General features: G+C 62.8%; 23 protein-coding genes and 1 pseudogene. 13 read left to right on the forward strand and 11 right to left on the reverse strand.

What is annotated here, in order from left to right:
• Nucleotides 1-74: 74 nt before the first annotated feature.
• Nucleotides 75-812, reverse strand: a complete 738-nt coding sequence (locus NYR54_RS14400; protein ID WP_261516399.1) for an ABC transporter substrate-binding protein — start codon at nt 810-812, stop codon at nt 75-77.
• A gap of 259 nt (nt 813-1,071) precedes the next feature.
• Between NYR54_RS14400 and NYR54_RS14405 the strand changes: the two genes are divergently transcribed.
• A complete protein-coding gene (locus NYR54_RS14405) occupies nt 1,072-1,758 on the forward strand; it encodes a FadR/GntR family transcriptional regulator (RefSeq protein WP_261516400.1) in 687 nt (228 codons plus the stop codon).
• A gap of 169 nt (nt 1,759-1,927) precedes the next feature.
• On the opposite strand, the gene NYR54_RS14410 is transcribed toward NYR54_RS14405, so the two are convergent.
• Nucleotides 1,928-2,845: an ABC transporter substrate-binding protein gene (locus NYR54_RS14410; protein ID WP_261516401.1), complete on the reverse strand. Its 918-nt coding sequence runs from the start codon at nt 2,843-2,845 to the stop codon at nt 1,928-1,930.
• 93 nt (nt 2,846-2,938) lie between these two features.
• Between NYR54_RS14410 and NYR54_RS14415 the strand changes: the two genes are divergently transcribed.
• The 3 genes from NYR54_RS14415 to NYR54_RS14425 are packed head-to-tail and all read left to right on the forward strand — an operon-like array spanning nt 2,939 to nt 5,812.
• Nucleotides 2,939-3,940, forward strand: coding sequence for a FecCD family ABC transporter permease (locus tag NYR54_RS14415; RefSeq protein ID WP_261516402.1), 1,002 nt, complete (start codon nt 2,939-2,941; stop codon nt 3,938-3,940).
• A complete protein-coding gene (locus NYR54_RS14420) occupies nt 3,937-4,992 on the forward strand; it encodes a FecCD family ABC transporter permease (RefSeq protein WP_261516403.1) in 1,056 nt (351 codons plus the stop codon). The genes NYR54_RS14415 and NYR54_RS14420 overlap by 4 nt, the downstream gene beginning before the upstream one ends.
• On the forward strand, nt 4,985-5,812 hold the full coding sequence (locus NYR54_RS14425; protein ID WP_261516404.1) for an ABC transporter ATP-binding protein: 828 nt from the start codon (nt 4,985-4,987) through the stop codon (nt 5,810-5,812). Before NYR54_RS14420 ends, NYR54_RS14425 begins: the two co-directional genes overlap by 8 nt.
• A 10-nt stretch (nt 5,813-5,822) precedes the next feature.
• On the opposite strand, the gene scpA is transcribed toward NYR54_RS14425, so the two are convergent.
• From scpA to NYR54_RS14445, 4 genes are all read right to left on the reverse strand, one after another.
• Entirely contained in the window at nt 5,823-7,961 is a 2,139-nt protein-coding gene (gene scpA / locus NYR54_RS14430; RefSeq protein WP_261516405.1) for a methylmalonyl-CoA mutase, read from the reverse strand.
• Nucleotides 7,962-8,340: 379 nt separating this feature from the next.
• Complete coding sequence (locus tag NYR54_RS14435) at nt 8,341-10,341, reverse strand: acetyl-CoA carboxylase biotin carboxylase subunit (RefSeq protein WP_261516406.1); 2,001 nt, start codon at nt 10,339-10,341, stop codon at nt 8,341-8,343.
• Nucleotides 10,341-11,258: a glutathione-dependent disulfide-bond oxidoreductase gene (gene yghU / locus NYR54_RS14440; RefSeq protein ID WP_261516407.1), complete on the reverse strand. Its 918-nt coding sequence runs from the start codon at nt 11,256-11,258 to the stop codon at nt 10,341-10,343. Before yghU ends, NYR54_RS14435 begins: the two co-directional genes overlap by 1 nt.
• Nucleotides 11,259-11,266: 8 nt before the next feature.
• Nucleotides 11,267-12,799 carry an acyl-CoA carboxylase subunit beta gene (locus NYR54_RS14445; protein ID WP_261516408.1) on the reverse strand — a complete coding sequence of 511 codons (1,533 nt, stop codon included), beginning with the start codon at nt 12,797-12,799 and terminating at the stop codon, nt 11,267-11,269.
• A 242-nt stretch (nt 12,800-13,041) separates the two neighbouring features.
• On the opposite strand from NYR54_RS14445, the gene NYR54_RS14450 reads away from it, so the two are divergent.
• From NYR54_RS14450 to NYR54_RS14460, 3 genes and pseudogenes are all read left to right on the forward strand, one after another.
• Nucleotides 13,042-14,448, forward strand: a complete 1,407-nt coding sequence (locus NYR54_RS14450; protein ID WP_261516409.1) for a helix-turn-helix domain-containing protein — start codon at nt 13,042-13,044, stop codon at nt 14,446-14,448.
• 11 nt (nt 14,449-14,459) lie between these two features.
• Nucleotides 14,460-15,167, forward strand: a complete 708-nt coding sequence (locus NYR54_RS14455) for a TetR/AcrR family transcriptional regulator (RefSeq protein WP_261516410.1) — start codon at nt 14,460-14,462, stop codon at nt 15,165-15,167.
• A gap of 153 nt (nt 15,168-15,320) precedes the next feature.
• Nucleotides 15,321-16,050: pseudogene (locus NYR54_RS14460) on the forward strand (SDR family oxidoreductase).
• A gap of 21 nt (nt 16,051-16,071) precedes the next feature.
• On the opposite strand, the gene NYR54_RS14465 reads toward NYR54_RS14460, so the two are convergent.
• Nucleotides 16,072-16,617, reverse strand: a complete 546-nt coding sequence (locus tag NYR54_RS14465; protein ID WP_261516411.1) for a PAS and helix-turn-helix domain-containing protein — start codon at nt 16,615-16,617, stop codon at nt 16,072-16,074.
• Nucleotides 16,618-16,713: 96 nt separating this feature from the next.
• Here NYR54_RS14465 and NYR54_RS14470 point away from each other — a divergent pair, with 96 nt between their 5' ends.
• From NYR54_RS14470 to purU, 6 genes are all read left to right on the forward strand, one after another.
• Complete coding sequence (locus tag NYR54_RS14470) at nt 16,714-17,616, forward strand: SDR family oxidoreductase (RefSeq protein WP_261516412.1); 903 nt, start codon at nt 16,714-16,716, stop codon at nt 17,614-17,616.
• A complete protein-coding gene (locus NYR54_RS14475) occupies nt 17,616-19,037 on the forward strand; it encodes an aminomethyl transferase family protein (RefSeq protein ID WP_261516413.1) in 1,422 nt (473 codons plus the stop codon). The genes NYR54_RS14470 and NYR54_RS14475 overlap by 1 nt, the downstream gene beginning before the upstream one ends.
• Nucleotides 19,038-19,058: 21 nt before the next feature.
• Nucleotides 19,059-19,418, forward strand: coding sequence for a hypothetical protein (locus NYR54_RS14480; RefSeq protein ID WP_261516414.1), 360 nt, complete (start codon nt 19,059-19,061; stop codon nt 19,416-19,418).
• A gap of 18 nt (nt 19,419-19,436) precedes the next feature.
• The gene (locus NYR54_RS14485; RefSeq protein ID WP_261516493.1) at nt 19,437-20,006 is read left to right on the forward strand and encodes a fumarylacetoacetate hydrolase family protein; all 570 of its coding nucleotides are present in this window, start codon (nt 19,437-19,439) and stop codon (nt 20,004-20,006) included.
• A gap of 163 nt (nt 20,007-20,169) precedes the next feature.
• Nucleotides 20,170-21,066 (forward strand): methylenetetrahydrofolate reductase, encoded by an 897-nt coding sequence (locus tag NYR54_RS14490; RefSeq protein WP_261516415.1) that lies wholly within the window; start codon nt 20,170-20,172, stop codon nt 21,064-21,066.
• 1 nt (nt 21,067) lies between these two features.
• The gene (gene purU / locus NYR54_RS14495) at nt 21,068-21,925 is read left to right on the forward strand and encodes a formyltetrahydrofolate deformylase (RefSeq protein WP_261516416.1); all 858 of its coding nucleotides are present in this window, start codon (nt 21,068-21,070) and stop codon (nt 21,923-21,925) included.
• 96 nt (nt 21,926-22,021) lie between these two features.
• Here the strand turns inward: purU and NYR54_RS14500 are convergent, their stop codons facing one another.
• The 4 genes from NYR54_RS14500 to dctP all read right to left on the reverse strand — a co-directional run bounded on the left by NYR54_RS14500 (nt 22,022) and on the right by dctP (nt 25,992).
• Entirely contained in the window at nt 22,022-23,044 is a 1,023-nt protein-coding gene (locus NYR54_RS14500) for an MBL fold metallo-hydrolase (RefSeq protein WP_261516417.1), read from the reverse strand.
• A 33-nt stretch (nt 23,045-23,077) separates the two neighbouring features.
• Nucleotides 23,078-24,391 (reverse strand): TRAP transporter large permease, encoded by a 1,314-nt coding sequence (locus tag NYR54_RS14505; RefSeq protein WP_261516418.1) that lies wholly within the window; start codon nt 24,389-24,391, stop codon nt 23,078-23,080.
• 2 nt (nt 24,392-24,393) lie between these two features.
• On the reverse strand, nt 24,394-24,885 hold the full coding sequence (locus NYR54_RS14510) for a TRAP transporter small permease (RefSeq protein ID WP_261516419.1): 492 nt from the start codon (nt 24,883-24,885) through the stop codon (nt 24,394-24,396).
• Between the two features lie 126 nt (nt 24,886-25,011).
• A complete protein-coding gene (gene dctP, locus NYR54_RS14515; protein WP_261516420.1) occupies nt 25,012-25,992 on the reverse strand; it encodes a TRAP transporter substrate-binding protein DctP in 981 nt (326 codons plus the stop codon).
• Between the last annotated feature and the right edge of the window lie 94 nt (nt 25,993-26,086).

Here is a 26,086-nt window from a genome sequence, read left to right on the forward strand (position 1 = left end):
GGTATTGCCGTTCCGTTTCGTCATGATGGCTCCTTAATCTCAAGAGGGGGAGCCTCCGGCAATCCCGGCGCGGTTCAGTCATTGGGTGCGATGTTTTCGGCCAAGTCAAGATCACCGGCGCGCAGGTTGAGCAGGCGCACATTGGTGTCGGTTATCGGCAGGTAGGTTACTCTGTCGAACGTGTACTCATCGGCGCGCCAATGGTCAGGAAACTTTTCAATGACCAGACGCTCTTGAGGGAGATATTCAGCAAGCTTGTAGGGTCCGGCGCAGACCGGCGCTTTCGCAAATTCCTCCGGGGTCACGGCTTCGGCAGCGGTCGGCGATACCATCATGCCTGCGCGGTCGGTCAGCTGAGTGAGCAAGGACACGGATGGCGCGGAAAGGATGAACTTGACCGTTAGGTCATCGATCACCTCAACCGTATCGATCACGGCCAACTCGGAAGCGCGGCGGGAACCGGGGAGCGTCCTGTAGCGTTCGATATTATACTTTACCGCTTCAGCGTCGAATGAGGTTCCGTCATGGAACACGACGCCGTCACGAAGCGACAAAGTCACTTCCGTCCCGTCGTCTGACCATTCCCATCCGGTCGCAAGCATCGGAACCAAGTTGCCCATTGGGTCGATATCGACAAGTTTGTCGCAAATGGATTGGAGCGAGACCCGGCCCACGAAAGTCGCGTTGGTCGCAGGATCGAGCGACCCTGGGTCGTCACGCATGCCGATGCGCAATTCGGTTTGAGCGTAACTGTTGCCGCTGGCGAGAACGCCCAGCAGCGCGACTGCAAGGGCGATGCGTTTCTTGGACATGAAGAGCTCCCTTTGAATGATCCGGCCACAGCCCTGCTGGACGCCGTTGCCGGTGCCAGTTGACTTGAAACCAATCTCATGATTGGTTGCAAACCAATTTGCTTAAGCATAAAAGCGAGCAACTTCGTCTCCGTCAATAGGCGGATTGCACTGGATTATCCAAACCACTTAGGTATTGGTTTGATCTTTATTCATCGCAGCACTTCAGATCGTCCGAAACGGAAACGCCGCTACAGTTTGTCATGGGTGGGGATTCAATTTGAGGTCGAAAGCCGCGGAGAATAGGGACGCGCTGCATGCTCGCATCCTGGATGCCCTGGAGTCCGGGGAGCTCGCAAAAGGAGGGAGGCTTTTTCCCGAGCGCGAATTGTGCACGCGCCTTGACGTCGGGCGATATGCCCTGCGCCGGGCGCTAAGCAAACTCGAAGCCGAAGGCGTCATTTGGCGCCGGCAGGGACAGGGAACTTTTCTTTCGGCCGTTTATCCTCCCATGGGAGAAAACTTCCTCCAGCAGACTTCGGATACGAGTCCGGCTGATATGATGGAAGTGCGGATCGAGTTTGAGCCGATTTTGGCGCGGCTCTGTGCCCTGCGAGCCTCTCGCGAGCAAATCCGGGACATCCGTGAAAAGGCGGCAATCGCGGCCCAAGCGGATACATCGCGTCGCTTCGAAAATTCGGATTTCGCCTTCCACCGCGCCGTTGCCCGAGGTACCAATAATGTTCTCTTGCTGGCAATGTACGATCTGGCGACCGCAACGCTGAGGAGGGCCGACTGGCGCGTTGCGCGGCAAAGCACGTTTTCCCATTCCCGCCGCAGCGAGGTTGCCAGAGAGCATGATGACATCGTGACCGCGATCGTGGAGCGCAATCCCCGCGCCGCCGAAGATGCCATGCGCAAACATCTGCAATCCGTTTACGACTATCTGCAACGCCAGCATATCTGATCGCCTTTATTCCAGACGATACGGAGGAAGCGAAGGGATAGCCGAGCTACGGTTCCGGACCGTCCGAGAGAAGGCACGGGCCGATGATTATCGTGGCGTTGGAATCAACCTGAGCAAGAACTGAACGGCATCGTTGGCCAGTACAGAGGGCCGGCCATTCAGCTCACCCTTACGGCAGCTGCAGATCGTAGACCCTGGCGATGTCGTCGAGCATAAGATTGGCCGCGATGACACCGCCAGCGGTGTTCCAAATCGCATCGTCCACGGGATAGACCTTGCCGGTCTTGACGGCCTCGAGGTTCTTCCACAGCGGCTCATCGGTCCACTCGGCGGCGCGCGCCTCAGCATCGCCGTCGCCGGTCTCGTAGACGAAGTAGAAGAGCCGGTCACCATCCATTTCCGGGATGCGCTCCTTGGTGACCTCGTCGGCAAAGGTGTCCTTGTCCTGGCTTGCGGGGCGCGCAAAGCCGATCTGGGACAGGATGATCCCCGCGAACGTATCCTTGTAGTAGATGCGGGTGCGGCCTGCCATGAAGCGGACGAGCGAGATTTTCTCCGCCTTGCGATCACCAAGCGCCTTCGAGAGCGCGGCAAGCTTGGCATCGAAACGGGCGAGCACGTTCTCGCCCTCGACCCTCTTTCCCACGGCCTCGGTATAGACCGCGAAATTGATCTTCCAGTCGCCGCGCAGCCGTTCGGAAAAGACCGTGGGCGCGATCGTCGAAAGCTGTTCGTAGATCTTCTCCTGGCGTGTCTTGTTGCCGATGATGAGGTCGGGCTGGAGCGCGGCAATCAGCTCGAGATTGACCGCGGACTCCTCGCCCACCACTTCGACGCCTTCCATCTGTTCCGCGATGTGGTCGTACCACGGGTCGCCGAGCCAGGACCGGACAGCCCCGACCGGCTTGATGCCGACCGCCAGAAGAGCCTCTGTGCCTTCGTTCGTCAGCACCACGACACGCTGCGGGTTTTCCGGCACTTCGGTGGTGCCCATGGCGTGGGTGATCTCAGCGGCTGAAAGAGCCATCGCGGAGGCAAGAAGAAGCGGCAGGGCGGCAAACGCGGAAAGAATGCGGCGTGGGAACATCTGGCACCTAACTTGACAACACCAGTCAAAATTGAGACAGCAACCAACACCAGAAGAAACAGGACTGTCAAGGTCGTCTTTTAGGAATCACTGGTGCTTGTAGCCCTGCCTGCCGGACAAGGAAGGCTGCCGCTCCTGTACGCGGCGCTCGGCCTGACGCTCTGCCTCATGCTGCTTGGCAGCCTACTGCTCGGCTACAGGATCTATTCACCTGCCGAGCTCTGGGATGCTCTGGCCGGCACGGGCGGCGAGGCGGGAACGGTCATCCGGGAATATCGCTTGCCGCGCGCCGTCGTCGCCCCGCTGGTGGGAGCGGCCCTCGGTGTCTCAGGCGTCCTCGTCCAGACGCTTTCGCGCAACCGCATCGCCTCACCCGACACGCTGGGGCTCAATGCCGGCGCCTCGCTCGCGGTCGTGGCGGCAAGCGCCGGTCTCGGGATCAGCTCGCTTGCCGGTCTTTCCCTCGCAGCAGCGGTCGGCGCATTTCTGACAAGCGTGCTCGTATTTGCGGTGGCGGCGACGGCGGGCGGGCTTTCGCCGCTCAGGATCGTGCTCGTCGGCGTCACCTTCGCCGGGCTCATGAACGCCCTTGTCGAGGTCGTGCTGACGGTGAACGAGGCAGAGCTGCAACAACTGCTGTTCTGGCTCGCAGGCGCCTTCGTCGATCGTCCGCTGAACCTGGTGGCGAGGAGCCTGCCGCTCCTGGCGATCGGTGGAGTCCTCGCGGCAATGCTCGCGCGGCCGCTCGACGCGCTGCAGACGGACGACACGACCGCGCAAAGCCTGGGTGCGCCGATCCGCCTTGTCCGCATCGCAAGCTTCATTGCCGTTTCGCTGCTTACCGGCGCCTCCGTCGCAATGGCAGGGCCCGTCGGCTTCGTCGGCCTCGTGGTGCCGCATGCCGCTCGCGTGCTCTCAGGCTCGCGCCACAGCCGGCAGATTCTCGTCGCAGCGTTGATCGGCGCGATCTACGCGACCGGCGCGGACATCCTTGCCCGCTTCGTGATCTTTCCGACCGAAGCACCGGTCGGTGCGATCACGGCGGTGGTGGGTGCGGCGCTTCTGCTGGTGCTGTTGCGGAGGCGTGCCGCATGAGCAGCGCCGCGCTCGGCATGTCCAGGGAAAGCTTCGCCCGGGACCGTGCAAGGGCGGTGATCGTGCTGCTTGCGCTGCTCGGCGCGGCGGCGGCTCTGCTGCTCGGCAGCACGGCATTCGGTTCGACCTGGATTCCTCTCGACAGGATTTTCGCCGTGCTGGTCGGGAGCGGAGAGCGCACCGATCAACTGATCGTCCTTCAGCTGCGTTTGCCACGCGTGCTATTGTCGGCCCTCGCGGGCGGTGCCATCGCGATCTCGGGCTACATGCTTCAGAAGGTGACGCGCAACGATCTCGCTTCGCCCAGCGTGCTGGGGGTCGTCGACGGCGCGGCCCTGGGAGTCGTCATCTTCCTGGCCTGCCTGTCGGATGAAAGCAACGCGCTCGTAACCAGCATCGCCTGGCAGCCGGTGGCTGCGGCGGCGGGAGCCGTTACGGCCGTCGTACTGGTCTTCGCGCTCAGCGGCAGCCAGGCATCCTCTGCTGTGCGCCTGCTCCTCTTCGGCATTGCAGTGGCTGCCGCAGCCAAAGCTGCCACGATGGTGCTGATGCTGATCGGCCCGATCTACCGCACCACGCAGGCCGCACGTTGGATTGCTGGCGCGGTCAATGAGACCAACTGGAACGAGGTGCAGCTCACCGCACTGCTCTTGGCGCCAGCGCTGCTTGCCGCGCTTTTACTCGCGCGGCAGTTGCCTCCGGCCGACCTCGACGAGATATCCGCCCGTTCGGTCGGCCTCAATCTTCCAGCCTTTCGGCCGCTGGTTTTCGCTCTGGCCGCCACGCTGACGGCGATCGCGGTCGCCTTCGCCGGCGGCGTCAGCTTTGTCGGGCTGCTCGCGCCGCACATGGCCCGTCTGCTGGTGGGCCGTTCGGTGTCGGCGGGTATCATTGCCAGCCTGCTTTGCGGCGCAGCCATGCTGATGGGCGCGGATCTGGTCGTCCGGGTGCTCTTTGCACCCACGGAAGTGCCTGCCGGCACGGTCACGGCAGTGATCGGCGCGCCTTACTTCCTCTACTTGCTTTTGCGGAAAGACCAAATTCATGGATAAGAGGGTCGCGTCGGAAAGCGGCGTAAGCGTCGAGACGCTTTCGGTTTCCTATGGAGCCCGAACCGCGGTGGATGCCGTTTCGCTCGCTATTCCGAAGGGCAAGATCACCGTCCTGGCAGGCCCCAACGGATGCGGCAAGTCGACCCTCCTGCGGGCGATCCGCCGGCTGCACCCCGCCAAGTCTGGCCGCGTGCTGCTCGACGGTTTGGAAACCGGCAGGCTGCGCGAGAAGGAAATTGCGCGGGAGATCGGCCTCCTCGGCCAGTCGCCATCTGCGCCGGAGGACATGCGGGTCGAGGAGCTGGTGCGCCTCGGCCGCTTTCCCCACCAGGCCATGATGCAGCCTTGGAGCGCTGAGGACGCGACCGCCATTGAGGACGCGATGTTCGGCACCGGCATCGGCCATCTGCGCGACAGGCGGCTCGGCTCACTTTCGGGCGGGCAGCTTCAGCGTGTCTGGATCGCCATGGTGCTGGCACAGGAAACCGACGTCATCTGCCTCGATGAGCCGGTGAACCATCTCGACATGGCTCACCAGATCGACTGCCTGGACCTTGTCAGCCGTCTGAACCGCGAGCGCGGGCGCACCGTCGTGCTCGTCCTGCACGACCTCAACCTCGCAGCCCGCTACGCCGATCTTCTGGTCTTCATGAAGGAGGGCCGGATCGTTGAAGCGGGCCTGCCGCGGGATCTCATGCGGGAGGATCTGATCGCCTCCGTCTTCGGAATCCAATGCCGGGTAATCGAAGATCCCGTACATGAGCGCCCCCTATGCATACCCATGCGCAACTCCTCTCCCCGCTTCCGCCCGGTCGAGTGAAGGCATCTCGCTAAAAATTCCGCCGTTTGCCTTCAAGCAAATCGAGGATAGTGTGTGCGGTATCGAGCACGTTGCTGCCGGGGCCGAAGACGGCAGCCACGCCGTGGTCGAGCAGAAACTGGCGGTCCTGCCTCGGGATCACGCCGCCGCAAACGACGATAATGTTTTCCGCTCCCTTGGTCTTCAGCGCCTCGATCAGGCTCGGCACCAATGTCTTGTGGCCGGCGGCGAGCGAGGAGACGCCCAACACATGCACCTTCGCGCGGACCGCCATTTCGGCGGCCTCCTCCGGCGTCTGGAAGAGCGGCCCGGCGAGCACCTCGAAGCCGATGTCGCCAAAGGCGGAGGCGATCACCTTGGCGCCCCGGTCGTGCCCATCCTGACCGAGCTTCGCCACCATCACCTTCGGCTTCTCGCCGATCCGGGATGAGAACTCCTTCAGCCGTGAGACGATCGTTTCGTATTCCGGCTCATCCTTGTAGGCAGCGCCGTAGACCGCTTCCACCACTTCCGGAACCGCATCGTATTCGCGGAAGGCGCGGCGCAGGGCATCGGAGATCTCGCCCACCGTGGCTCGGGCGCGGGACGCCTCGACCGCCGCTTCCAGTATGTTGCCCTCGCCGGAGCGCGCGACCTTCTCCAGCGCCTCCAGCGCGGCCTCCAAGCGCTTGGGATCGCGCTGCCGCTTCACCGTCTCGATGCGGGCGATCTGCGCGTTGCGCACCGCGGTGTTGTCGATGCTGAGGATGTCGATCTCGTCCTCGTTCTCGAGCCTGTATTTGTTGACACCGACGATCACCGTCTCGCCGCGATCCACCGCCGCCTGTTTCCTGATCGTCGCTTCCTCGATCATGCGCTTGGGCAGACCTTCGGCCACGGCCTTCGTCATCCCGCCCATGGCCTCGATCTCTTCCATCAGCGCCCAGGCCTTCTCGGCCAGCTCATGGGTGAGGCGCTCCACATAGTAGGAGCCGGCGAGCGGATCGACGACCTTCGTCACTCCGGTCTCATGCTGCAGGATGAGCTGCGTGTTGCGGGCGATACGCGCGGAAAATTCCGTCGGCAGCGCGATCGCCTCGTCGAAGGAGTTGGTATGGAGCGACTGCGTTCCGCCCAGCACGGCGGCGAGCGCCTCATAGGCCGTGCGTACGATGTTGTTGTAGGGGTCCTGCTCCTGCAGCGACACGCCCGAGGTCTGGCAGTGCGTGCGCAGCATCATGGAGCGCGGGTCCTTCGGGTTGAATTCCTTCATGACGCGCGACCACAGGAGCCGCGCGGCGCGCAGCTTCGCCGCCTCCATGAAGAAGTTCATGCCGATGGCGAAGAAGAAGGAAAGACGGCCGGCGAAGGCGTCCACGTCCAGCCCCTTCCTCAGGGCCGCGCGCACATATTCGCGCCCATCGGCGAGCGTGAAGGCGAGCTCCTGAACCAGCGTCGCCCCCGCCTCCTGCATGTGATAGCCGGAGATCGAGATGGAGTTGAACTTCGGCATCTCCCGCGCCGTATATTCGATGATGTCGGCAACGATCCGCATCGAGGGCTCAGGCGGGTAGATGTAGGTGTTGCGAACCATGAACTCCTTCAGGATGTCGTTCTGGATGGTCCCGGAGAGCTTCCCGCGCGGCACACCCTGTTCCTCGCCCGCGACGATGAAATTGGCGAGAATCGGGATCACGGCCCCGTTCATAGTCATCGACACGGAGACTTTCTCCAGCGGAATGCCGTCGAAGAGGATCTTCATGTCCTCCACGGAGTCGATGGCAACGCCCGCCTTGCCGACATCCCCCTCCACCCGCGGATGATCGCTGTCATAGCCGCGATGGGTGGCAAGGTCGAAGGCGACGGACACGCCCTGCTGCCCGGCGGCCAGCGCCTTGCGGTAGAAGGCGTTCGATTCTTCGGCCGTCGAGAAGCCGGCATATTGGCGGATTGTCCAGGGCCGGCCGGCATACATGGTAGCGCGCGGTCCGCGCACGAAGGGCTCGAAGCCCGGCAGGCTGCCGAGATGCGGGACGCCCGCGACGTCCTCCTCGGTGTAAAGCGGCTTGACCTTGATGCCTTCCGGCGTGTGCCAGGTGAGCGTTTCGAGGTCCGCCTTGATCTCCTTCTCGGCGAGCGCGCGCCACTGGTCGAGCTTGGACTGGGTCATGAGAGGCTCCTGCAGAAGGGCGCCTTATCCTCCCCCTCGTGAGTAGAGCAGTCGTATGTGGCGAATCTCCCCGCGCCGCCTCCCCCTCGATAAGCTAGGGGCAGGCATCTCTCCCACACACTGCAGGGGGGAGGAAACACGGCGCTCGAGCCCAGCCCTTCCTCTGCCCCATTTAGTGGGGGAGAGGCGTCGAGGCGAAGCCGAGACGGAGAGGGGATGAACGGGCGGCTGCAGCCATACGCAATCGCCCTGCACTTGCGGAGAGGATGACAGCGAAGCGACGGGGTGGGGATTGAGGCGGCACGGGTTTTCACACCCTCACCCCGGACCTTCGGTCCAACCCTCCCTACAAGGGGAAGGGTGAAAGCATACCCCACCATCACTCAAACTCCATGATCAGCTCGTCCACGGCGAGGCTCGCCCCGGCGCAGGCGGCGATGCGCTTCACCACGCCCCGGCGTTCGGCGCGCAACGTGTTTTCCATTTTCATGGCCTCCACGATGGCGAGCGCCTGCCCCGCTTCCACCGCGTCACCCTCCGCAACCATGACGGAGGTGATCACGCCCGGCATGGGGCAGAGCAGCATCTTGGACATGTCCGGCGGTCGCTTCTCCGGCATCAGCCGGGCGAGCTCCGCCACGCGCGGCGTGCGCACCCGCGCCACCACGTCGATGCCGCGCCAGCGCAGCCGCCAGCCGGAGCCCGCCGCACTGGTCTTCACCCCCATGCTTTCGCCATTGAGCGTGAAGACCGCATGAGTGCGCCCCGGCAGCCAGTCGCCCGAAACCGTCACGACATCCTTGCCGAAGCGGATGGTGGCCTTTTCCGTCTCGCTGTCGATGGTAAGCGCCAGTTCCTTGCGACCGAGCGTCACGATCCAATCCTTGCCCACCGTGCGCCTATGATTGTCCATCGCCCCGGAAATGAGCACGGCCCGCTTTTGCGCGCGCAGGTTCATCAGCGCGGCGACGGCTGCGAGAGCCTTCGCTTCCGCCTCGTCCGGCTCCACGCCCGAGAAGCCGTCCGGAAACTCCTCCGCAATGTAGGCAGTCGTCAGGCGGCCGCTCCTGAAGCGCTCCTGCCGCATCACGGCCGACAGGAAAGGCAGATTGTGGCCGATGCCCTCCACCTCGAAATCGTCGAGCGCCCGCGCCATAGCGTTCACGGCCGCCTGCCGGTCTGGCGCCCAGGTGCAGAGCTTGGCGATCATTGGATCGTAGTACATGGAAATCTCGCCGCCCTCGCAAACGCCCGTGTCGTTGCGCACGATCGTGCCATCCGGCTGCGCGCCCTCCTGCGGCGGGCGGTAGCGCGTCAGCCTGCCGGTCGAGGGCAGGAAATTGCGGTAAGGATCTTCCGCATAGAGCCGGCTCTCGATGGCCCAGCCGTCGAGCTTCACGTCTTCCTGTGAAATGCGCAGCTTCTCGCCGGCGGCGATGCGAATCATCTCCTCCACGAGGTCGAGGCCGGTGACGAGCTCCGTCACCGGATGCTCCACCTGCAGGCGCGTGTTCATTTCCAGGAAGTAGAAATTGCGGTCCTTATCGACGATGAACTCCACCGTGCCCGCGGAAAAATAGCCGACGGCCCTGGCGAGCGCGACGGCCTGAGCGCTCATGGCCTGCCGCGTTTCCTCATCGAGGAAGGGCGACGGCGCCTCCTCGATGATCTTCTGGTTGCGGCGTTGGATCGAGCATTCCCGCTCGCCGAGATGGATCACGTTGCCGTGCCTGTCGCCCAGCACCTGAATCTCGATGTGGCGAGGCTCGGTGACGAATTTCTCGATAAAAATGCGGTCGTCACCGAAGGAGGATTTCGCCTCGTTTTTCGAAGCCTGAAAACCCTCGCGCACCTCACCGTCGCTGAAGGCGATGCGCATGCCCTTGCCGCCGCCGCCGGCCGACGCCTTGATCATCACCGGATAGCCGATGGAACGCGCGATCCTCACAGCCTCATCGGCCGTCCCGATCAGGCCCATATGGCCTGGGACGGTGGAGACCCCTGCCCCGGCGGCGATCTTCTTCGAGGTGATCTTGTCTCCCATCGCCTCGATGGCAGCGGGCGGCGGGCCGATAAAGGTGACACCCTCCCGTTCCAGCGCTTCCGCGAAGGCCGCGTTTTCCGAGAGGAAGCCGTAGCCCGGATGCACGGCATCCGCGCCGCTCCGCCTCACCGCCTCCATTATCCGGGACATGTCGATATAGGACTGGCTGGAAGGAGGCGGCCCGATATGGACCGCCTCGTCCGCCATCCTCACATGCAGCGCCTCGCGATCCGCGTCGGAATAGACGGCCACAGTGGCAATACCGAGCTTCTTCGCCGTCCGGATGACGCGGCAGGCAATTTCCCCGCGATTGGCGATGAGGATCTTCTTGAACATCACTGCTGTGAAAGCTTGTCCTGCGTCTTCATCTCGAAATCGGACGCATCGTGACGCTCGCGCAGCTGCGTGGCCGGATCGCCGGAGGTTTTGTTGACCATGGCCCCGCGCTTCACCGCCGGGCGCGCGCCGATCTGCTTCGCCCAGCGCACGACATGGGTGTATTCATGCGTGCTCAGGAATTCGCCCGCGTTCGGATAGGACTCGTTGAGCGACAGCCGCCCGTACCAGGGCCAGATCGCCATGTCGGCGATCGTGTATTCGCTTCCGGCCATGAACTCGTTCTGCGCCAGATGCCGGTCGAGCACATCCATCTGCCGCTTCACCTCCATGGCGTAGCGGTTGATGGCGTATTCGATCTTCATGGGTGCGTAGGTGTAGAAATGGCCGAAGCCGCCGCCGAGATACGGCGCCGAACCCATCTGCCAGAACAGCCAGTTAAGCGCCTCGGTACGCCGCCGGATATCAGCCGGCAGGAAAGCACCGAATTTCTCGGCAAGATAGAGCAGGATCGAGCCGGACTCGAAAATGCGAATGGGTTCGCCGCCGCCCTTCGGCGCGCGGTCTAGCATGGCCGGGATCTTGGAATTCGGGTTCACCTTCACGAAGCCGGAGCCGAACTGCTCCCCTTCGCCGATGCGGATCAGCCAGGCGTCATACTCCGCGTCCGCGTGGCCCGCCGCAAGCAGCTCTTCCAGCATGATCGTGACCTTGACCCCATTGGGCGTAGCCAGCGAGTAGAGCTGCAGCGGATGCTTGCCCACCGGCAGTTCCTTCTCATGCGTCGGCCCGGCAACCGGCCTGTTGATCGAGGCGAATTCGCCGCCCGACGGCACCTCCCATGTCCAGACTTTCGGTGGCACGTAGCCGGCGGGGAAGTTCTTCTCGGGAGGGAATTTCTCGTCGCTGTCGCTCATTATGACCTCTATAACGGCATCGTGTCGTGTTTCTTCCAGGGCGACTCGGCGCGCTTGTTCCTCAGCATGGCAAAGGCGCGCGCGATGCGCCGGCGGGAAGAATGGGTCATGATCACCTCATCGATAAAGCCCCTCTCGGCAGCAACGAACGGATTGGCAAAACGCTCCTCATATTCCCTGGTGCGGCTGGCAATCTTTTCTGCGTCCTCCAATTCCGACCGGTAGAGGATTTCCGCCGCGCCTTTCGCTCCCATCACCGCGATCTCCGCGGACGGCCAGGCATAGTTGATGTCGGCGCCGATGTGCTTGGAAGCCATCACGTCATAGGCCCCGCCATAGGCCTTGCGCGTGATCAGCGTCACCATCGGTACGGTCGCCTGGGCGTAGGCGAAGAGCAGCTTGGCGCCGTGCTTGATGACGCCGCCATGCTCCTGCGCCGTGCCGGGCAGGAAGCCGGGCACGTCTACGAGGGTGAGAATAGGGATGTTGAAGGCGTCACAGAAGCGGACGAAACGCGCGCCCTTGCGCGAGGAATCGATATCGAGGCAACCGGCAAGCACCATGGGCTGGTTGGCAACCACGCCCACTGTCTGCCCCTCGATGCGGATGAAGCCGGTGATGATGTTGCGGGCGAAAGCCTCCTGGATCTCGAAGAAATCGCCCTCGTCCGCCACGGCGAGTATCAGTTCCTTCATGTCGTAGGGCTTGTTGGGGCTGTCGGGGATGAGCGTATCAAGTGCCATCTCGAGCCGCGCCGGGTCGTCATAGAAGGGCCGCACCGGCGGCTTCTCCCGGTTGTTGAGCGGCAGGAAGTCGAAGAGCCGCCGCACTCCCTCCAGCGCCTCGACATCATTGTCGAAGGCGCCGTCGGCCACGGACGATTTCTGCGTGTGCGTCTGCGCGCCTCCCAACTCCTCGGCGGTGACGATCTCGTTGGTGACGGTCTTAACTACGTCGGGGCCGGTCACGAACATGTAGGAAGAATCGCGAACCATGAAGATGAAATCCGTCATGGCGGGGGAATAGACGGCGCCGCCCGCACAGGGGCCCATGATGACGGAGATTTGCGGGACCACGCCGGACGCATCCACATTGCGCTTGAAGACCTCGGCATAGCCCGCCAGCGAGGCGACGCCCTCCTGGATGCGCGCGCCGCCCGAATCGTTGAGCCCGATCACCGGCGCCCCGTTTCTCACGGCCATGTCCATGATCTTGCAGATCTTCTGCGCGTGCGTCTCCGACAGGGAGCCGCCCAGAACCGTGAAATCCTGGCTGAAGACGTAAACGAGGCGGCCATTGATTGTGCCCCAGCCCGTCACCACGCCATCGCCGGCAATCTTCTTTTCCGCCATGCCGAAGTCCGTCGCCCGGTGGGTGACGAACATGTCGAACTCCTCGAACGAGCCTTCGTCGAGGAGCACTTCGATGCGCTCGCGCGCCGTCAGCTTCCCTTTGGCGTGCTGGGCCTCGATGCGCTTCCTGCCGCCGCCGAGACGGGCCTCATTGCGCCTCGCCTCGAGCTGATCGAGCACCTGACGCATCAAAAACCCGCCTTCGATGCCGCCGCCGCAAGCGCAGCAAGGAGGGCTGAAGGCGAGCCTGTACGCGCCGCCGCATCCCGCTGCACCCTCGAAGCGCGCCCTACGGTTTCCAAAAACGTCACCATACCCTCCCGGCAAAACGGACTTCGGGACTATAGAACAACGGCATAGGCGGCAAAACCGTTGAAAATGCGCAAAAGCATATTGTACGAATATGCAAACAGCGAATTGCGAAATTGCGAATGGCGCGCGGGAAACTCTATATCGGCCGCAAGGTTCGCGAACTACGAGGCAAGGCGACACAGGCGGCCTTTGCCGAACGGCTCGGCATTTCCACGAGCTATCTCAATCAGATCGAAAACAACCAGCGCCCGGTCTCGGCCGCCGTGCTTCTGTCGCTCGCGGAGAAGTTTCAGATCGATATCGGGTCGATCTCGGGAGGAGACAGCGACCGGCTGCTTTCGGCGCTTGCGGAGGTGATGACCGATCCGCTGTTCGAGGGTCACGCGCCGGGCCTCCAGGAATTGAAGCTCGTAGTGCAGAACGCTCCGGGCCTCGCCCATGCGCTGATCCGCTGCCACCAGGCGTACCGGCGCAACAGCGAGCAGCTTGCCAGTTTCGACGACCAGCTCGGACGTGCGAACACGTTCTCCGAGCCTACAGCTTATGACGAGGTCCGCGACTTCTTTCACTTCGTCGACAACTACGTGCACGATCTCGATGTCGCGGCGGAGCATCTGGCCAGAAAGCTCGGCATCCCGGAACGCGATGCCGGAGGCGCTCTCACCGAATATCTTGAAGCCGTCCACGGCGTGCGCGTGATGCGCGCGGCGCCGGAAGAGCAGTTCCTGCGGCGCTATGATGCGGCTTCACGGGCGCTGTTCCTTAATCCCTACTCGCCGGCCCCCACAAGAACCTTCCAAATGGCGTTCCAGATCGCGGCGCTGGAGCAGCAGGATCTGATGAACGGCATCACAGAAAAGGCCGACTTCCGCTCGGCCGAGGCGGCCGACATCTGCCGGATCGGACTGCAGAATTATTTCGCGGGTGCCCTGATCCTGCCGTACCAGACCTTCACGACGACCGCCAAGGAGCTGCGCCACGACCTCGAACTGCTCGCGGCGCGCTTCGGCGCGAGCCTGGAACAGGTAGCTCACCGCCTGTCGACCCTTCAGCGGCCGGGAATGAAAGGCATTCCGGTGTTCTTCGCCACCGTGGACCGCGCCGGAAACATCACCAAGCGGCACAGCGCCGCGAAGCTGCAGTTCGCCCGGTTCGGTTCGGCGTGCCCTCTCTGGAACGTCCATCAGGCCTTCGAAGCACCCGGCAGGATGGTTCGGCAACTGGCTGAAACGCCGGACGGCGTTCGCTATCTTTCGGTTGCGACCGAAGTCATCAAGAGCGGCGGAGGATACCGGGCGCCGCACCGCCGCTATGCCATCGCTCTCGGCTGCGAAATCTCATACGCTGAATATTTCGTCTATGCCGACGGCCTCGACCTGACCAACCGCGCAGCGTTTGACCCGATCGGCATCTCCTGTCGGATTTGCGAACGCATCAACTGTCATCAAAGAGCGGTGCCTCCGCTGAAGGCAAGGCTGAAGGTCGATCCCAACTTCCGCGCGGCATTGCCCTATTCCATCGAGTAATGGACATGCCGATGGAAACCGCACCGCCCCGGCATCTCACTCCCCGCAGAAGACCGCGTCAGGCCCGCGCCACAGCCACGCTGGATGCGATCTTCGAGGCAACCATCCAGGTGCTAATTGCCGTCGGGCCCAACCGACTGACGACGACCCGTGTAGCGGAACGGGCGGGCGTTTCCGTCGGCACCATGTATCAGTATTTTCCCCACAAGCAGGCGCTCTTCTACGCCCTGAACGAGCGCTATCTGGATGCGCTCGCAGAAAGGGTCGAAGGCACCTGCCGGGCGATGCAAGGAGCGCCGATCGGCCAGATGGTCGAGGCGCTCGTGGCCACCTACTGGAGCGCGAAGACGGAGCGGCCCGAGGTGACCCGCGCGCTCTACCGGTCCGTTGTCGAGCTGGACAACGGGGCGCTGATCGACGCCTTCGCCCGTCGCGTCGACAGGGCCACCGCCGAGATGTTCGCCAGCGCGCCGGACGCCACCTTCGCCGACCTGCAGACCGTGAACCTGACGCTGCTTGCATCGATCTTCGGGACGGTCCGCAGCGCATTCGAGCGTAACCTGCCTGAACTGCAGGGCGAAGCGGTAAAGAGACAGCTCATCACCATGTGCCGCGCCTATATGGAGACGGTCAAACTGCCTTCGCATGAGAGTGAGGCGGCGAAGAAGAACCCATCGCCCGGGCAGGAAGCAGCGCTGGCAGGCATCGGGAAAAGCTGAATCCCTGCCCTGCGATCAGTTTCCTGTAAACCAGAAAGATCAGTCAGTACAACTCTTTAGGCCAGCCATGATGGCGAAAGCTGGATGCGAATCCCGCAACCGAAACATCCTTCATATATTCGCCCCGACTTCAGACCAGCAGAAGGGGCAGTCATGGCCGACACGACACGCATTGCACTCGTCACCGGGGCGAACAAAGGCATTGGATTCGAGATCGCCAGGCAGCTTGGAGAGACCGGAGTCACGGTCATGCTCGGCACCCGCGATCCCGGGCGAGCGGAGGCGGCGCTGGCCGAGTTGAGGCGGACCGGCGGGGCATTCGAAAGCGTCCGCATCGACGACCGATGAGGAGAGCATCACCGAAGCTACAAGGCACATCGAAGAAAAACATGGCCGGCTGGACATTCTGGTCAACAATGCCGGCATTGTCGATGCCGACGACGGCCCTGCGGGAAAAGCTTCCATCGCCGCCATCCAGCGCATCATGGAGACGAACTTCATCGGCGCAGTCGCGGTGACGCAGGCCATGCTGCCGCTGCTCAAGAAATCCAAGGCGGCGCGGATCGTCAACCTCTCGAGCACGCTCGGATCGCTGTGGAGCAACAGCGACCCGGCCTCGCCGTACTATTCGCAGCGTCTGCTCGGCTACAACGCGTCCAAAGCCGCGCTCAACATGCTCACCGCTCAACTCAATGCGGAGCTGCGGGGCACGTCCATCGCCGTCAACTCCGTGAGCCCCGGCTTCGTAAAGACCGATCTTACCGACCACAGGGGTTTCATGACGCCCGCCGAGGGGGCGAGGCTACCGGTCCAATACGCGCTGCTTGAGGACGGCGCGGTTTCCGGAAAGTTCGTCGGGCCGGACGGGGAAACCCCGTGGTGATTTAGAAGCCCCGGCGGGCCGCTATGCGGGCAGGCCCGCCACCATGAAGAACAGCTCGGCCGAGGTCTTGGCTCCCACTTTCGCCATCATGCGGGAGCGATGGGCCTCGATCGTGCGGTGCGAAATTCCAAGCCGCTGGCCGATCTGCTTGTTGGTGAGCCCCTCGACGATCAGCATCGCGATCTGACGCTCGCGGCGCGTGAGATTGACCACCGGGCGCTGATGGGACAGGTCGACAAAAGACCAGACGCAATGGGCGAAGGGATCTTCCTTCGTCGTCGCCGTGCCGTGCACCTGGCACCAGAACTGGGTGCCGTCGCGGCGCTTCATGATGCGGTTGTCGCTGTAGTGCTGGGTCTCCTTCATCTGCACCCAGCCGCGATTGCCGATATCGATGAATTCCTGGGTCGAGGGATAGAGCAGAGCCAGAGACTTCCCTTCCAGTTCCTCAGGCGTGTAGCCGAACATCTGGGCAAAACGAGGCGAGCACTTCTCGATGAGCCGGTAGCGCGTGGCCACCAGGCCGATCGGCGCGTGCTCGACAATGAAATCCGAGGTCCCGTCCATTGTTCGCCAGTGCAGGAATAGCGTGCTCGCACTAATAGCGATTTTAGGTCACGTGTGCAAATTTTAGCATCATTCCAGGGAGGTATAAGAGCGAGCATGGCTGAGACGACCATTGCCGTCATCGGCACCACGGGCCGCACCGGCCGCCCCCTCGTTGCCGCGCTGGAAAGGCGCGGCGCGCATGTCCGCGTTCTCTCACGCAAGCCGCAGAAACCGGACCTTTTTCCCGGCACCGTCGAATGGCGCCTCGGCGATCTCATGGACATCGGTTCCTTGATAGAAGCGTTCCGGAGCGCGAACGCGATCCACTACATTCCGCCTTCGCTCGACAAGCGCGACCCGGATTACATGGGCAACATCATCGCGGCGGCGGAGCGCGCTGGCGTTTCGCGGCTGGTCTATCATTCGGTCCTGCACCCGAATACGCCGGAGATGCCCCATCATATCCGCAAAGCGGGGTGCGAGCGGCTCCTGCGCCACTCGCCGCTCAGCTGGACCGTGATCCAGCCCGCCATGTATGTGCAGACGATGCTGGGCTATCTGGACGCCGCTGAAGGCGTGCTTGCTCCGCCCTTCGACACTGCCCGGCAATTCACGCTGATCCATGAGCAGGACCTCGCGGAAGCGGCCGCCATCATCCACACCACTAGGGGTCATGACTTCGCGACCTACGAACTGGCGGGCGCCGAGCGGCTCGATTCCATGGCGATGGCGGAGATGCTGGGCACCATTCTCGGCCGGCCCGTCACGGCCCGCAAGGCCGACGCGGAAGCCTATGTCGCCCGCTTTGCGGAAAAGCGCGGGTTGACGCCGGAGCAGGCGCGCGAACGCCGGCTGATGTTCGACTATTACGACCGGCACGGGCTTGTGGGGAACCCCAACGTGCTGCGCATGATCCTCGGACGCGAACCCGCCAGTTTCATGGAAGCCGCGCGACACAGCCTGCCTGGCGAACAGAACGGGCCGGCGGCCCGAACCGGAAATGAGGGACGCCAATGATGAGTGAAAAGAAGCCTAAGTCCCTGCAGGACCTATTGGACGCCACGCCCGATCTCGTCAGCTACTTCTATAACGATACCCATTCGCCGCACGCCATGGCGACACCGGGCGCGGCACCGCTTCCGCCGGAATTCACCAACTGGCGGGACGAACAGCGCGCCTGGCGGGAATCGGTGCTGCTGTTCGATCAATCCTACCACATGCCGGAAACCTTCCTGCGCGGCCCGGATGCGCAGAAGCTCCTAAGCGACCTTGGCATCAACAGCTTCGAGAACTTCACCCCCCTGCGCGCAAAGCAGTATTTCTGCTGCAACCACCGAGGCTATGTCATCGGCGAATGCGTGCTGCAGCTTCTGGACGACGGCACCTACGAGCTGATCAGCGGAACTTATGTGCAGAACTGGGTCGAATACAACGCCAGGGCTGGCGGTTATGACGTGACCTTGGAGCGCGACCCTCCCTTTGCGGAAAATCCGCGGGGCCGCCGCATGTACCACCTGCAGCTCGAAGGCCCCTTTGCCCGGGATGTCTTCGCCGAAGCCATCGAGGGCGAGATGCCGGACATCCCCTTCTTCCGCATGGCGAAGGTAAAGATCGCCGGCAGCGACGTCTATGTGCTGCGGCACGGCATGGCGGGGCATTTGGGGGTTGAACTCTCCGGGCCTTTTGCCGAGCTCGACCGGGTCCGTATGCGCCTGCTCGAGGTCGGCGCAAAATACGGCATCAGGCGGTCCGGCACCAAGGCGCAGTATAGCGCTTTGGGTGAATCCGGCTGGTTCGGTTATCCCGTGCCGGCGGTCTATACAGACCCTGAGCTTGCCGATTACCGCAAGTGGCTGCCAGCGGATTCCTGGGAAGGAAGGACGCAGCTCGGCGGCAGCCTCGTCCTGCCTAGCATCGAGCAGTACTACGTGACGCCCTGGGATTTGGGTGCCGACAAACTGCTCAAGTTCGACCACGATTTCATCGGCCGCGAAGCGCTTCAGGAGATGGCCAAGCGGACGGACCACCGCAAGAAGGTAACGCTTGTCTGGAACGAGGAGGACGTTGCCCGGGTCTACGCTTCGCTGATGGGGCCGGACCTGCCCTTCAAATACATGGAGCTGCCGAAGTCTTCCTACAGTTTCCATCAGCATGACGAGGTGCGCAACGAACGCGGCGACATCGTCGGCTTCTCCAAATTCGTGGGCTACACGGTGAACGAGGCGAAGTTCCTCTCCATCGCCATCGTGGCGCCCGAGGCCGCCGCCCCCGGCACCCAAGTCATCCTGACCTGGGGCGAGCCCAATGGAGGATCGCGGAAGCCGATGGTCGAGCGCCATCGCCAGACCACCATCCGCGCGACAGTGGCACCCAATCCTTACGCCAAAGCGGCCCAGCAGCAGAAGAACGCCGCCCTCATGAAGGCGGCGGCCGTCTGAATTCAAAGAGCGAGGAAGATTATGAGGCTCGTAACGTTCCAGGAGATCGGCAGCTCGGAGGCCCGCCTCGGCGCGCTCTCTCCTGCCGACAAGGTGATCGACCTGCAGGAGCGCCACCGTGCGCTCTTCGGAGGCTCGCTGAGCGAGCTTGCATCGATGCTCGCCCTGATCGAAGGCGGGCCCGCCGTGCTTGATCTCGCGCGCTCGCTCGCGGCAAGCGAAGGCGAGGAGCTTTCTATCGGCAAGGATGTGCGGCTGCTTGCCCCGATCCCTCTGCCGCCGCAGATCCGCGACAGCATGAACTTCCTTGGCCACCTCGTGAACGCCATAGACGGCCGCAACAGGCGCAACGGCGTCACCGAGCGGACGAAAGCGCAGTAGGAGAGAATCGAGACCTTCCTGCGCCGGCCCTCCTGGTACAAGTGCAACCGTTTCTCGGTGGCTGGTCCCGACGTGGAGGTTACGTGGCCGCACTATTCCAACTATGTCGACTACGAGCATGAGCTTGCCTGCGTGCTGTGGAAGGGCGGCAAGAACATTCCGGTGGAGGAAGCCGAAAACCACATCTTCGGCTACATGAACTTCAACGATCTTTCCGCGCGCGACGTGCAGCCCGATGAGATGGCCATGTGTGGCCCCACCAAGAGCAAGGATTTCGACGACGGGAACGTGTTCGGCCCGTGGATTCTCACGGCCGACGAGTTCGACCCGAAAACCGCGCGGATGCGCTCCTGGGTGAATGGCGAGCTCATCAACGAAGGGCGGATGGCCGACATGCACTACAGCTTCCCCCAGGTGATCTCCTATATGTCCCAGGACGAAACGCTCTATCCGGGCGAGATCATCGGTTCCGGAACGGTGGCGGGCGGCTGCCGGCTGGAGTTCGGCGAGCAGCTCAACTTCGGCGACACGGTGGAGATCGAGACGGACGGTCTCGGCCGGCTGAAGGTCAGGATCGCCGAGCGTTAGCCCTTTCCGCCCAGAAGCTTCCAGACCCAGCGGCTCGGCCGCACGATAGCCGCGGTCTTCATCGCCGCGCGGCTGCAAGGCCCGCCTGAGGCGGGTTGCCCGGTTGCGTTCGGGGCGGGCGCACGTTCTCCCGTCTCAATCTCTTTCCTCCAGGAGGAAACAGGTGACGACTCCGCTTATCCATCCCGGCTGGGCGCCTCCTGCGGCCAATATGCTCAGCGGCTATTCGCTCGAGATGACGGCGAAGGACATCGATTCGCTTCGCGCGGCAGCACCCGCCATCAGGCCCGGCGCATCGGTCTCCATCGCCTTCCTGCCAAACGAGACTCTTGCCGCGCGCGTGGCCGCGGCGAAGGCCATACGCGAGCTCGGATTCGAGCCAATGCCGCATTTTGCGGCGAGGCGGTTCCGCTCGCCGGCGGAGTTTGAGGACTATCTTGCGGCAGCCGTGGCTGAGGCGGGCGTGCGGCGCTGTTTCGTGATCGCCGGTGATCCGGCAAACCCGCAGGGGCCCTTCGAGAACAGCATGGCGCTGATTGAGACCGGGGCGTTCGAGCGGTACGGAATTGCCGGCCTTGGCGTCGGCGGCCACCCCGAAGGTCATCCCAGGATGACCAAGGAGCAGAGCTTTGCGGTGCTTCAGGCCAAGTGCGCCGAAATCGTCCGTCGCGGCATGGCACCGTTGGTGGTGACCCAGTTCGCCTTCGATGCAGACCGCGTCCTTGCTTGGCTCAAGGCGCTGCGGGCGCGGAGGCTCGACGTGCCCGTGCGGATCGGAATACCAGGGCCGGCCGGCGTCAGCACACTCCTGCGTTTTGCCGCCCGCTGCGGCGTAGGCGCGTCTAAGACGGTGCTTGCGAAATACGGGATCTCGGTGGGCAAGCTTTTCGGCCCGGCGGGCCCTGACAAGCTTGTCGAGGCACTGGACCGCGGACTCGGCCCCGAACACGGGCCGGTGCGCCTTCACTTTTACCCGTTCGGCGGCTTAGAGAAGACCGTCGAGTGGATCAATAGATTCGATCGGGCACACCCATCGCGCATATCGGAAAGGGAAAATTGACGTGAGCAATTCGTATATCCTGCGTGTCGAGGCAAAGGACCGGCCGGGGCTGGTCGCCCGCGTCGCCGGTTTCATCGCCGGGCGGGGCGGCAACATCGTCGATGCCCAGCAGTTCGACGATGGTCTCAACGACCGCTTCTTCATGCGCGTGGCCTTCAGGGCAGCCGAGGACGACACGCTCGAGCGGTTCCGCGGTGCCTTCGCTCCTGTCGGCGAAGAACTCCGGCTCACCTGGTCCGTCCGAGACCAGCACCACCGAAGCAAAGTGCTGCTGATGGTCTCCAAATGGGATCACTGCCTCGGCGATCTGCTCTACCGTCACCGGATCGGCGAATTGCCGATGGAGGTGGTGGGCATCGCCTCCAACCATCCGAGAGAAGCGCTCGTCACCTATCTGCCGGAAGAGATTCCTTTCCACTATCTGCCGGTAACGCCCGAAACACGGCCGGCTCAGGAAGCGCAGATCAAGCAGCTCGTGGAGGAAACGGGGACCGAGCTCGTCGTTCTGGCCCGCTATATGCAGATACTGTCGGACGATCTTGCCGCGTTCCTATCGGGGCGCTGCATCAACATCCATCACAGCTTCTTGCCGGGCTTCAAGGGGGCGAAACCCTACCACCAGGCGCATGAGCGCGGCGTGAAGATGATTGGGGCGACCGCGCACTACGTTACCCGCGATCTCGACGAAGGCCCGATCATTCACCAGGACGTGGAAGCGATCAGCCACGCCGACACGCCGGACGAACTCATCCGCAAGGGGCGCGACATAGAGCGCCGTGTGCTGGCCGAAGCGGTTCGCCTGCATCTTGAAGGCCGCGTCTTCCTCAATGGAACGCGGACCGTGGTTTTCAGGGGTTAGAAGGCCGCAGCGGCGGCGCATAGCAGCAAGCAACGAGGCTGAGGCGACAGCGCAGCGCCGCAGCCTCTCTTCTCCAGCTTTGTACCCAGGCCGGCTTCAGGCGTGCCCGGGAGGCGTAAAGGACCCCATCTCCACCGCCAGCGGCGCGATGAGCCTGTCCAACTCCGGCCGGCTGGTGGCCTGTTTGTCGCCCCTGAAATGACGGTAGCACGTGTCGACATTGATGAGGATGCGCTCCGGCGCCTTCCACGTGCGGAACTCTCCGAGATCGATATCTCTTGCCGCTTCCGCGACGGACATTCCCTTCTTGAAGCGCAAGCGCGCTTCATGTTCCACCATTTCGAGATAGCGGCGCGTCGGCGCCAGCCCCGCCTTGTCCGTGATCGGTCCGTGGCCGGGAACGATGATATCGACGTCGAGCGTTTCCAGATAATCGAGCGCTTTAAGCCAGTTGCTGATCGGCCCGGCCCAGACGGCCGGCGTGTTACCCAGAAAAACGATGTCCGCCGCGTAGACGATGCGCCTTGCCGGCACATGGACGATGGTATCGCTCGGCGTGTGGGCGGGACCGAACTCGATGAACTGGACGTCGAGGCTTCCGACACGCAGATCCTTTCTTCCGGAAAAGGTGCTCGTCGGCATGGCTGGCTCGAAGCCCTCAATGTGAAAGGGCGGCCCCCACGTATAGTGAATATAATCGCCCACGATGCCCGCCGGCCTATTATTCACATAGTCCCGCATGCGCGCCACGGCCGGCGCCCGCTCGCGCATGTTGTTCGCCGTGGTCTCGGTTGCGATGATCTCGGCATGCTCTACGAGCCGATTGCCAAACGTGTGGTCGGCATCGCGATGCGTGTTCAGCACCCTGCGGATGTCCCTGGCCGCCACGCCCGTCTTTTGCTCGATCTCGCGCAGCATCGCCGCCGTAAGGCGCTCATCGCGCAAGGTATCGATCAGAAGCGTATCACCGTCATCGAGAATGAAGCCGGAGTTGCTCCAACCTGAATATGGCGGCCTGTCCGGCTGCATGTATGCGAAGCACCCGCCGCCGAGATCATGGAGACCCTGCGTGTAAGGCCATTTGCCATGGCCCAGGCTGCCCGTTGACGATGGCGACATGGTGCTTCTCCTCAACTTGCTTTTCCCGATGCTTCAGCGCGCAAGACTAGGTAGGAAGGTCACGATCTCCGGCACGAAAGTTAGGATGACGACGCCGACCATCGCGACCAGGATCATCGGAATGACCGCCTTGTAGATCTCGCTCATAGGCACATCCGGAGCGGCGGATTTGAACACGAACATCGTGTAGCCCAGCGGCGGGGTGATCCCGCCGAACATGAGATTGATCAGCAGCATCATCCAGAACCAGAGCGGGTCGAAGCCGAGCTGTTCGATGATGGGTGAGTAAACCGGCACCAGGATCAGCATCACCGCAAGCTGATCGATGAACATGCAGAGGATGAACACGGCGACCATCATAACGAGATAGACAAGCCAGGGATCGACCGTCAGCCCACTGGCAAATTCGATGAGGCCCTGCGTCGCGCCTGTATAGGCGAGAAGCTGGGTGAACAGCCGGGAACTCGCAATGATGAAGAGCACCGTGCCGGTGGTGATCGCCGCGCCGTAAAGCGTCTGCCCGATCATCTTGAAAGAGAATGTCCCGAAGAGGAAGCTCATCAGGATCGCCCCAACCACGCCGACAGCGGCCGCTTCAGTCGGCTGCGCGATGCCCAGCATCACCAGTCCGAGCGTCAGGAAGATGATGCCGCTCAGCGGAATGATGGGCAGGATTGTCTTGAAGCGGGCCCTGGCGTCCATCGGCGTGTCTTCGACGGCGGCGCCTCCGTGGGAGTCAAGCTTGGGATTGATGAGCACCCGCACCAGCGCATAGGCCATATAGCAACCGGCGAGCAGCAGGCCCGGGCCGATGCCGGCGAGGAGAAACTTCTGAATGGAAAGATTGGCAAGCGTCGCCAGGATGATGGCGACGACGCTCGGCGGGATGATCGCGTCGAGCGTGGCGCCGGCGAGGATCGTTCCCACTGCCAGGCGTCGGTCGCAACCACGCTCCACCATCGTCGGATAAACAAAGCGCCCGAGCACCGACACGGACGCCATGGTCGAACCGGAAATGGCGCCGATGAAGGCAGCCACCACCACGGCGATGAAATAGAGCCGGCCGCGGATCACGCCGATGAGCGTGTCGAAGGCCTTGAACAGGAGAGAGACGCCGCCTGTCCGGAACATCAATTCGCCAAGCAGAATGAACATCGGCACGGCGACAAAGGCCTCGACCGTGGTCGTGTCCAGCATCGAGTTGACGAAAAGGCCGAGCCCGTTCGGCCCTACGAAATAGATCACCGCCACCACGTTCCGGATCATGAAGCAGGCGAAGAGCGGAAGGCCGGAGGCGAACATCGCCAGCATGGCCGAGAACATGACGAGAAGGGTCAGCCACCACATGATCAAAATTCCACGGTGTCTTCCGGCGCCTCATCGGCCGGGGCGATAAAATTGAGGGCGGAAAGCACGAGGCCGAAGGTCATGACGGCGGTGAGCCACCAGCGCGGAATCTGGTTCGCCATCGTCGTAAGCACGCCCTGATGATACTGCCGGATGCACAGATCGAGGACGAAAGCGGCGACGATCATCAGCACGGTCGCCGAAACGAGCTCCAGCACGCGCGTCACCTTGCGGAAAAGCGGTTGCGGAAGCGCTTCCAGAACCATGGTGACGGCGATATGCCCCCGCTGCCGGGTGACCAGCGGCAGCGACAGAAAGACCATCACGCACAGCATGTAGCTGCCGGTATCGCCCGACCAGTTGAGCGGATTGTTCAGGCCGTACCGGGCGACCACCTCAGCGACATAGATTACCGCCGCGATGCCGACTGCAGTGGCGGCCAGGATCGCGCATGCTTTGGAGATGAACCGTAAAGCCGAGTTGACGAAATGCATTGAACCTCTCACCCGCGCGCCGCGTGCGCACGGTCTGTTTCAGGTCGGCGGAGGATCCGAGCTTGTTTCGACGCTGTTATTCACGCGTCTTTCGCTGGCGGTTCGTCCGCCGGCCATTCCGACCGGCTAGTTTTTGTCCGAAAGTTCGAGCAGCGCCTTTACGTCGTCGGGCCGCGAGCGCATTGCGATTTCGCGCTGGCCCGCGACGTACAGCTTATCAAGCTCGGGAGCGACTTCAGGGCTGAATTCGGTGAACTGGACGCCGTTCTCCAGCATGATCCTGGTTTCATCCGCCGCCTGCTTGGCGAAGAACTCCACCGCCCTGTGCTCAAGGTCGAGCCCTGCCTTCATGATCGCGTCCTGCTGATCCTTGGGCAGCGAGTCGAATTTGGCGGCGTTCATGAAGACGGCGTTGTGGCTCTTGCCGAATGTGGGCTTCGCCAGGAAACTGGTGACCTCGTAGAGCTTGAACTCGGCCGTAGCGATCTCCGGCCAGACGACGCCGTCAAGCGTGCCCCTCTGCAAGGCGGCGTAGGCGTCTGCGTGCCCCATCGACACGGGTGCACCGCCGAGGGCACGAACGATCCCTTCATAGCTCGCGTTCGAGCGGATTTTCCGCCCCTCAAGCCTAGTATCGCCGGTAAGCGGCTCACGGAAAACGAAGGTGGTCTCGCCGATCGCGAAAATGGCCAGGGGAAAGACGCCGAAATTCTCGCGGTAGTAGTCGTTCAGCCACTGCCTGATGCCGGAGGAAGTCAGAAGCTCCGGATCGGAAGTCTCGGGAATGGCGGAAATGCCCACGCCAATGCCGGTCTGCGCCTGATGATATGAGGGAGCCGTGTACATTATGTCGAAAACCCCCTGGGTGAGGGGCTCGAACTGCTCGAACGGCGGAACGGTTTCCGGGCCGTTGTCCTGAAAGGTAATCTCGCCGCCGGTCGCCTCGGTGACCGCCTTTTGAAAGCCGTAATAAAGTTCCGAGACCTGCTTCAGATTCTGCGGAAAGGCCCTGATCGACCGGAGGGTTTCGGCCGCCGCCGGGTTCGTGAAAGTCGCGACGGCAATTGCCGTGGCTGCCGCGAGAACGCAGGAAAGGTTGAGTCTCATTTTTTCCTCCCAGAGATACTCTGCCTGATGGGGCCGGAAGCGGTTTTTCCTGTCCGGACGGAGCTCTTCTCCCAAGAACTCCGTCTGGCCCAAA

The sequence above is a fragment of the Chelativorans petroleitrophicus genome, assembly GCF_025398195.1.
GTDB classification, from domain to species: Bacteria; Pseudomonadota; Alphaproteobacteria; order Rhizobiales; family Rhizobiaceae; genus Chelativorans; species Chelativorans petroleitrophicus.

Excerpts from the sequence above, each read along its gene's own strand:
- NYR54_RS14510 (WP_261516419.1), bottom strand. The coding sequence starts at position 24,885 with ATGCATTTCGTCAACTCGGCTTTACGGTTCATCTCCAAAGCATGCGCG.
- NYR54_RS14475 (WP_261516413.1), top strand. The coding sequence starts at position 17,616 with ATGAGTGAAAAGAAGCCTAAGTCCCTGCAGGACCTATTGGACGCCACG.
- NYR54_RS14400 (WP_261516399.1), bottom strand. The coding sequence starts at position 812 with ATGTCCAAGAAACGCATCGCCCTTGCAGTCGCGCTGCTGGGCGTTCTC.
- NYR54_RS14505 (WP_261516418.1), bottom strand. The coding sequence starts at position 24,391 with ATGTGGTGGCTGACCCTTCTCGTCATGTTCTCGGCCATGCTGGCGATG.
- NYR54_RS14465 (WP_261516411.1), bottom strand. The coding sequence starts at position 16,617 with ATGGACGGGACCTCGGATTTCATTGTCGAGCACGCGCCGATCGGCCTG.
- yghU (WP_261516407.1), bottom strand. The coding sequence starts at position 11,258 with ATGAGCGACAGCGACGAGAAATTCCCTCCCGAGAAGAACTTCCCCGCC.
- NYR54_RS14450 (WP_261516409.1), top strand. The coding sequence starts at position 13,042 with ATGGCGCGCGGGAAACTCTATATCGGCCGCAAGGTTCGCGAACTACGA.
- NYR54_RS14435 (WP_261516406.1), bottom strand. The coding sequence starts at position 10,341 with ATGTTCAAGAAGATCCTCATCGCCAATCGCGGGGAAATTGCCTGCCGC.
- NYR54_RS14445 (WP_261516408.1), bottom strand. The coding sequence starts at position 12,799 with ATGCGTCAGGTGCTCGATCAGCTCGAGGCGAGGCGCAATGAGGCCCGT.
- NYR54_RS14480 (WP_261516414.1), top strand. The coding sequence starts at position 19,059 with ATGAGGCTCGTAACGTTCCAGGAGATCGGCAGCTCGGAGGCCCGCCTC.
- dctP (WP_261516420.1), bottom strand. The coding sequence starts at position 25,992 with ATGAGACTCAACCTTTCCTGCGTTCTCGCGGCAGCCACGGCAATTGCC.
- NYR54_RS14410 (WP_261516401.1), bottom strand. The coding sequence starts at position 2,845 with ATGTTCCCACGCCGCATTCTTTCCGCGTTTGCCGCCCTGCCGCTTCTT.
- NYR54_RS14420 (WP_261516403.1), top strand. The coding sequence starts at position 3,937 with ATGAGCAGCGCCGCGCTCGGCATGTCCAGGGAAAGCTTCGCCCGGGAC.
- NYR54_RS14500 (WP_261516417.1), bottom strand. The coding sequence starts at position 23,044 with ATGTCGCCATCGTCAACGGGCAGCCTGGGCCATGGCAAATGGCCTTAC.
- scpA (WP_261516405.1), bottom strand. The coding sequence starts at position 7,961 with ATGACCCAGTCCAAGCTCGACCAGTGGCGCGCGCTCGCCGAGAAGGAG.
- NYR54_RS14455 (WP_261516410.1), top strand. The coding sequence starts at position 14,460 with ATGGAAACCGCACCGCCCCGGCATCTCACTCCCCGCAGAAGACCGCGT.
- NYR54_RS14425 (WP_261516404.1), top strand. The coding sequence starts at position 4,985 with ATGGATAAGAGGGTCGCGTCGGAAAGCGGCGTAAGCGTCGAGACGCTT.
- NYR54_RS14470 (WP_261516412.1), top strand. The coding sequence starts at position 16,714 with ATGGCTGAGACGACCATTGCCGTCATCGGCACCACGGGCCGCACCGGC.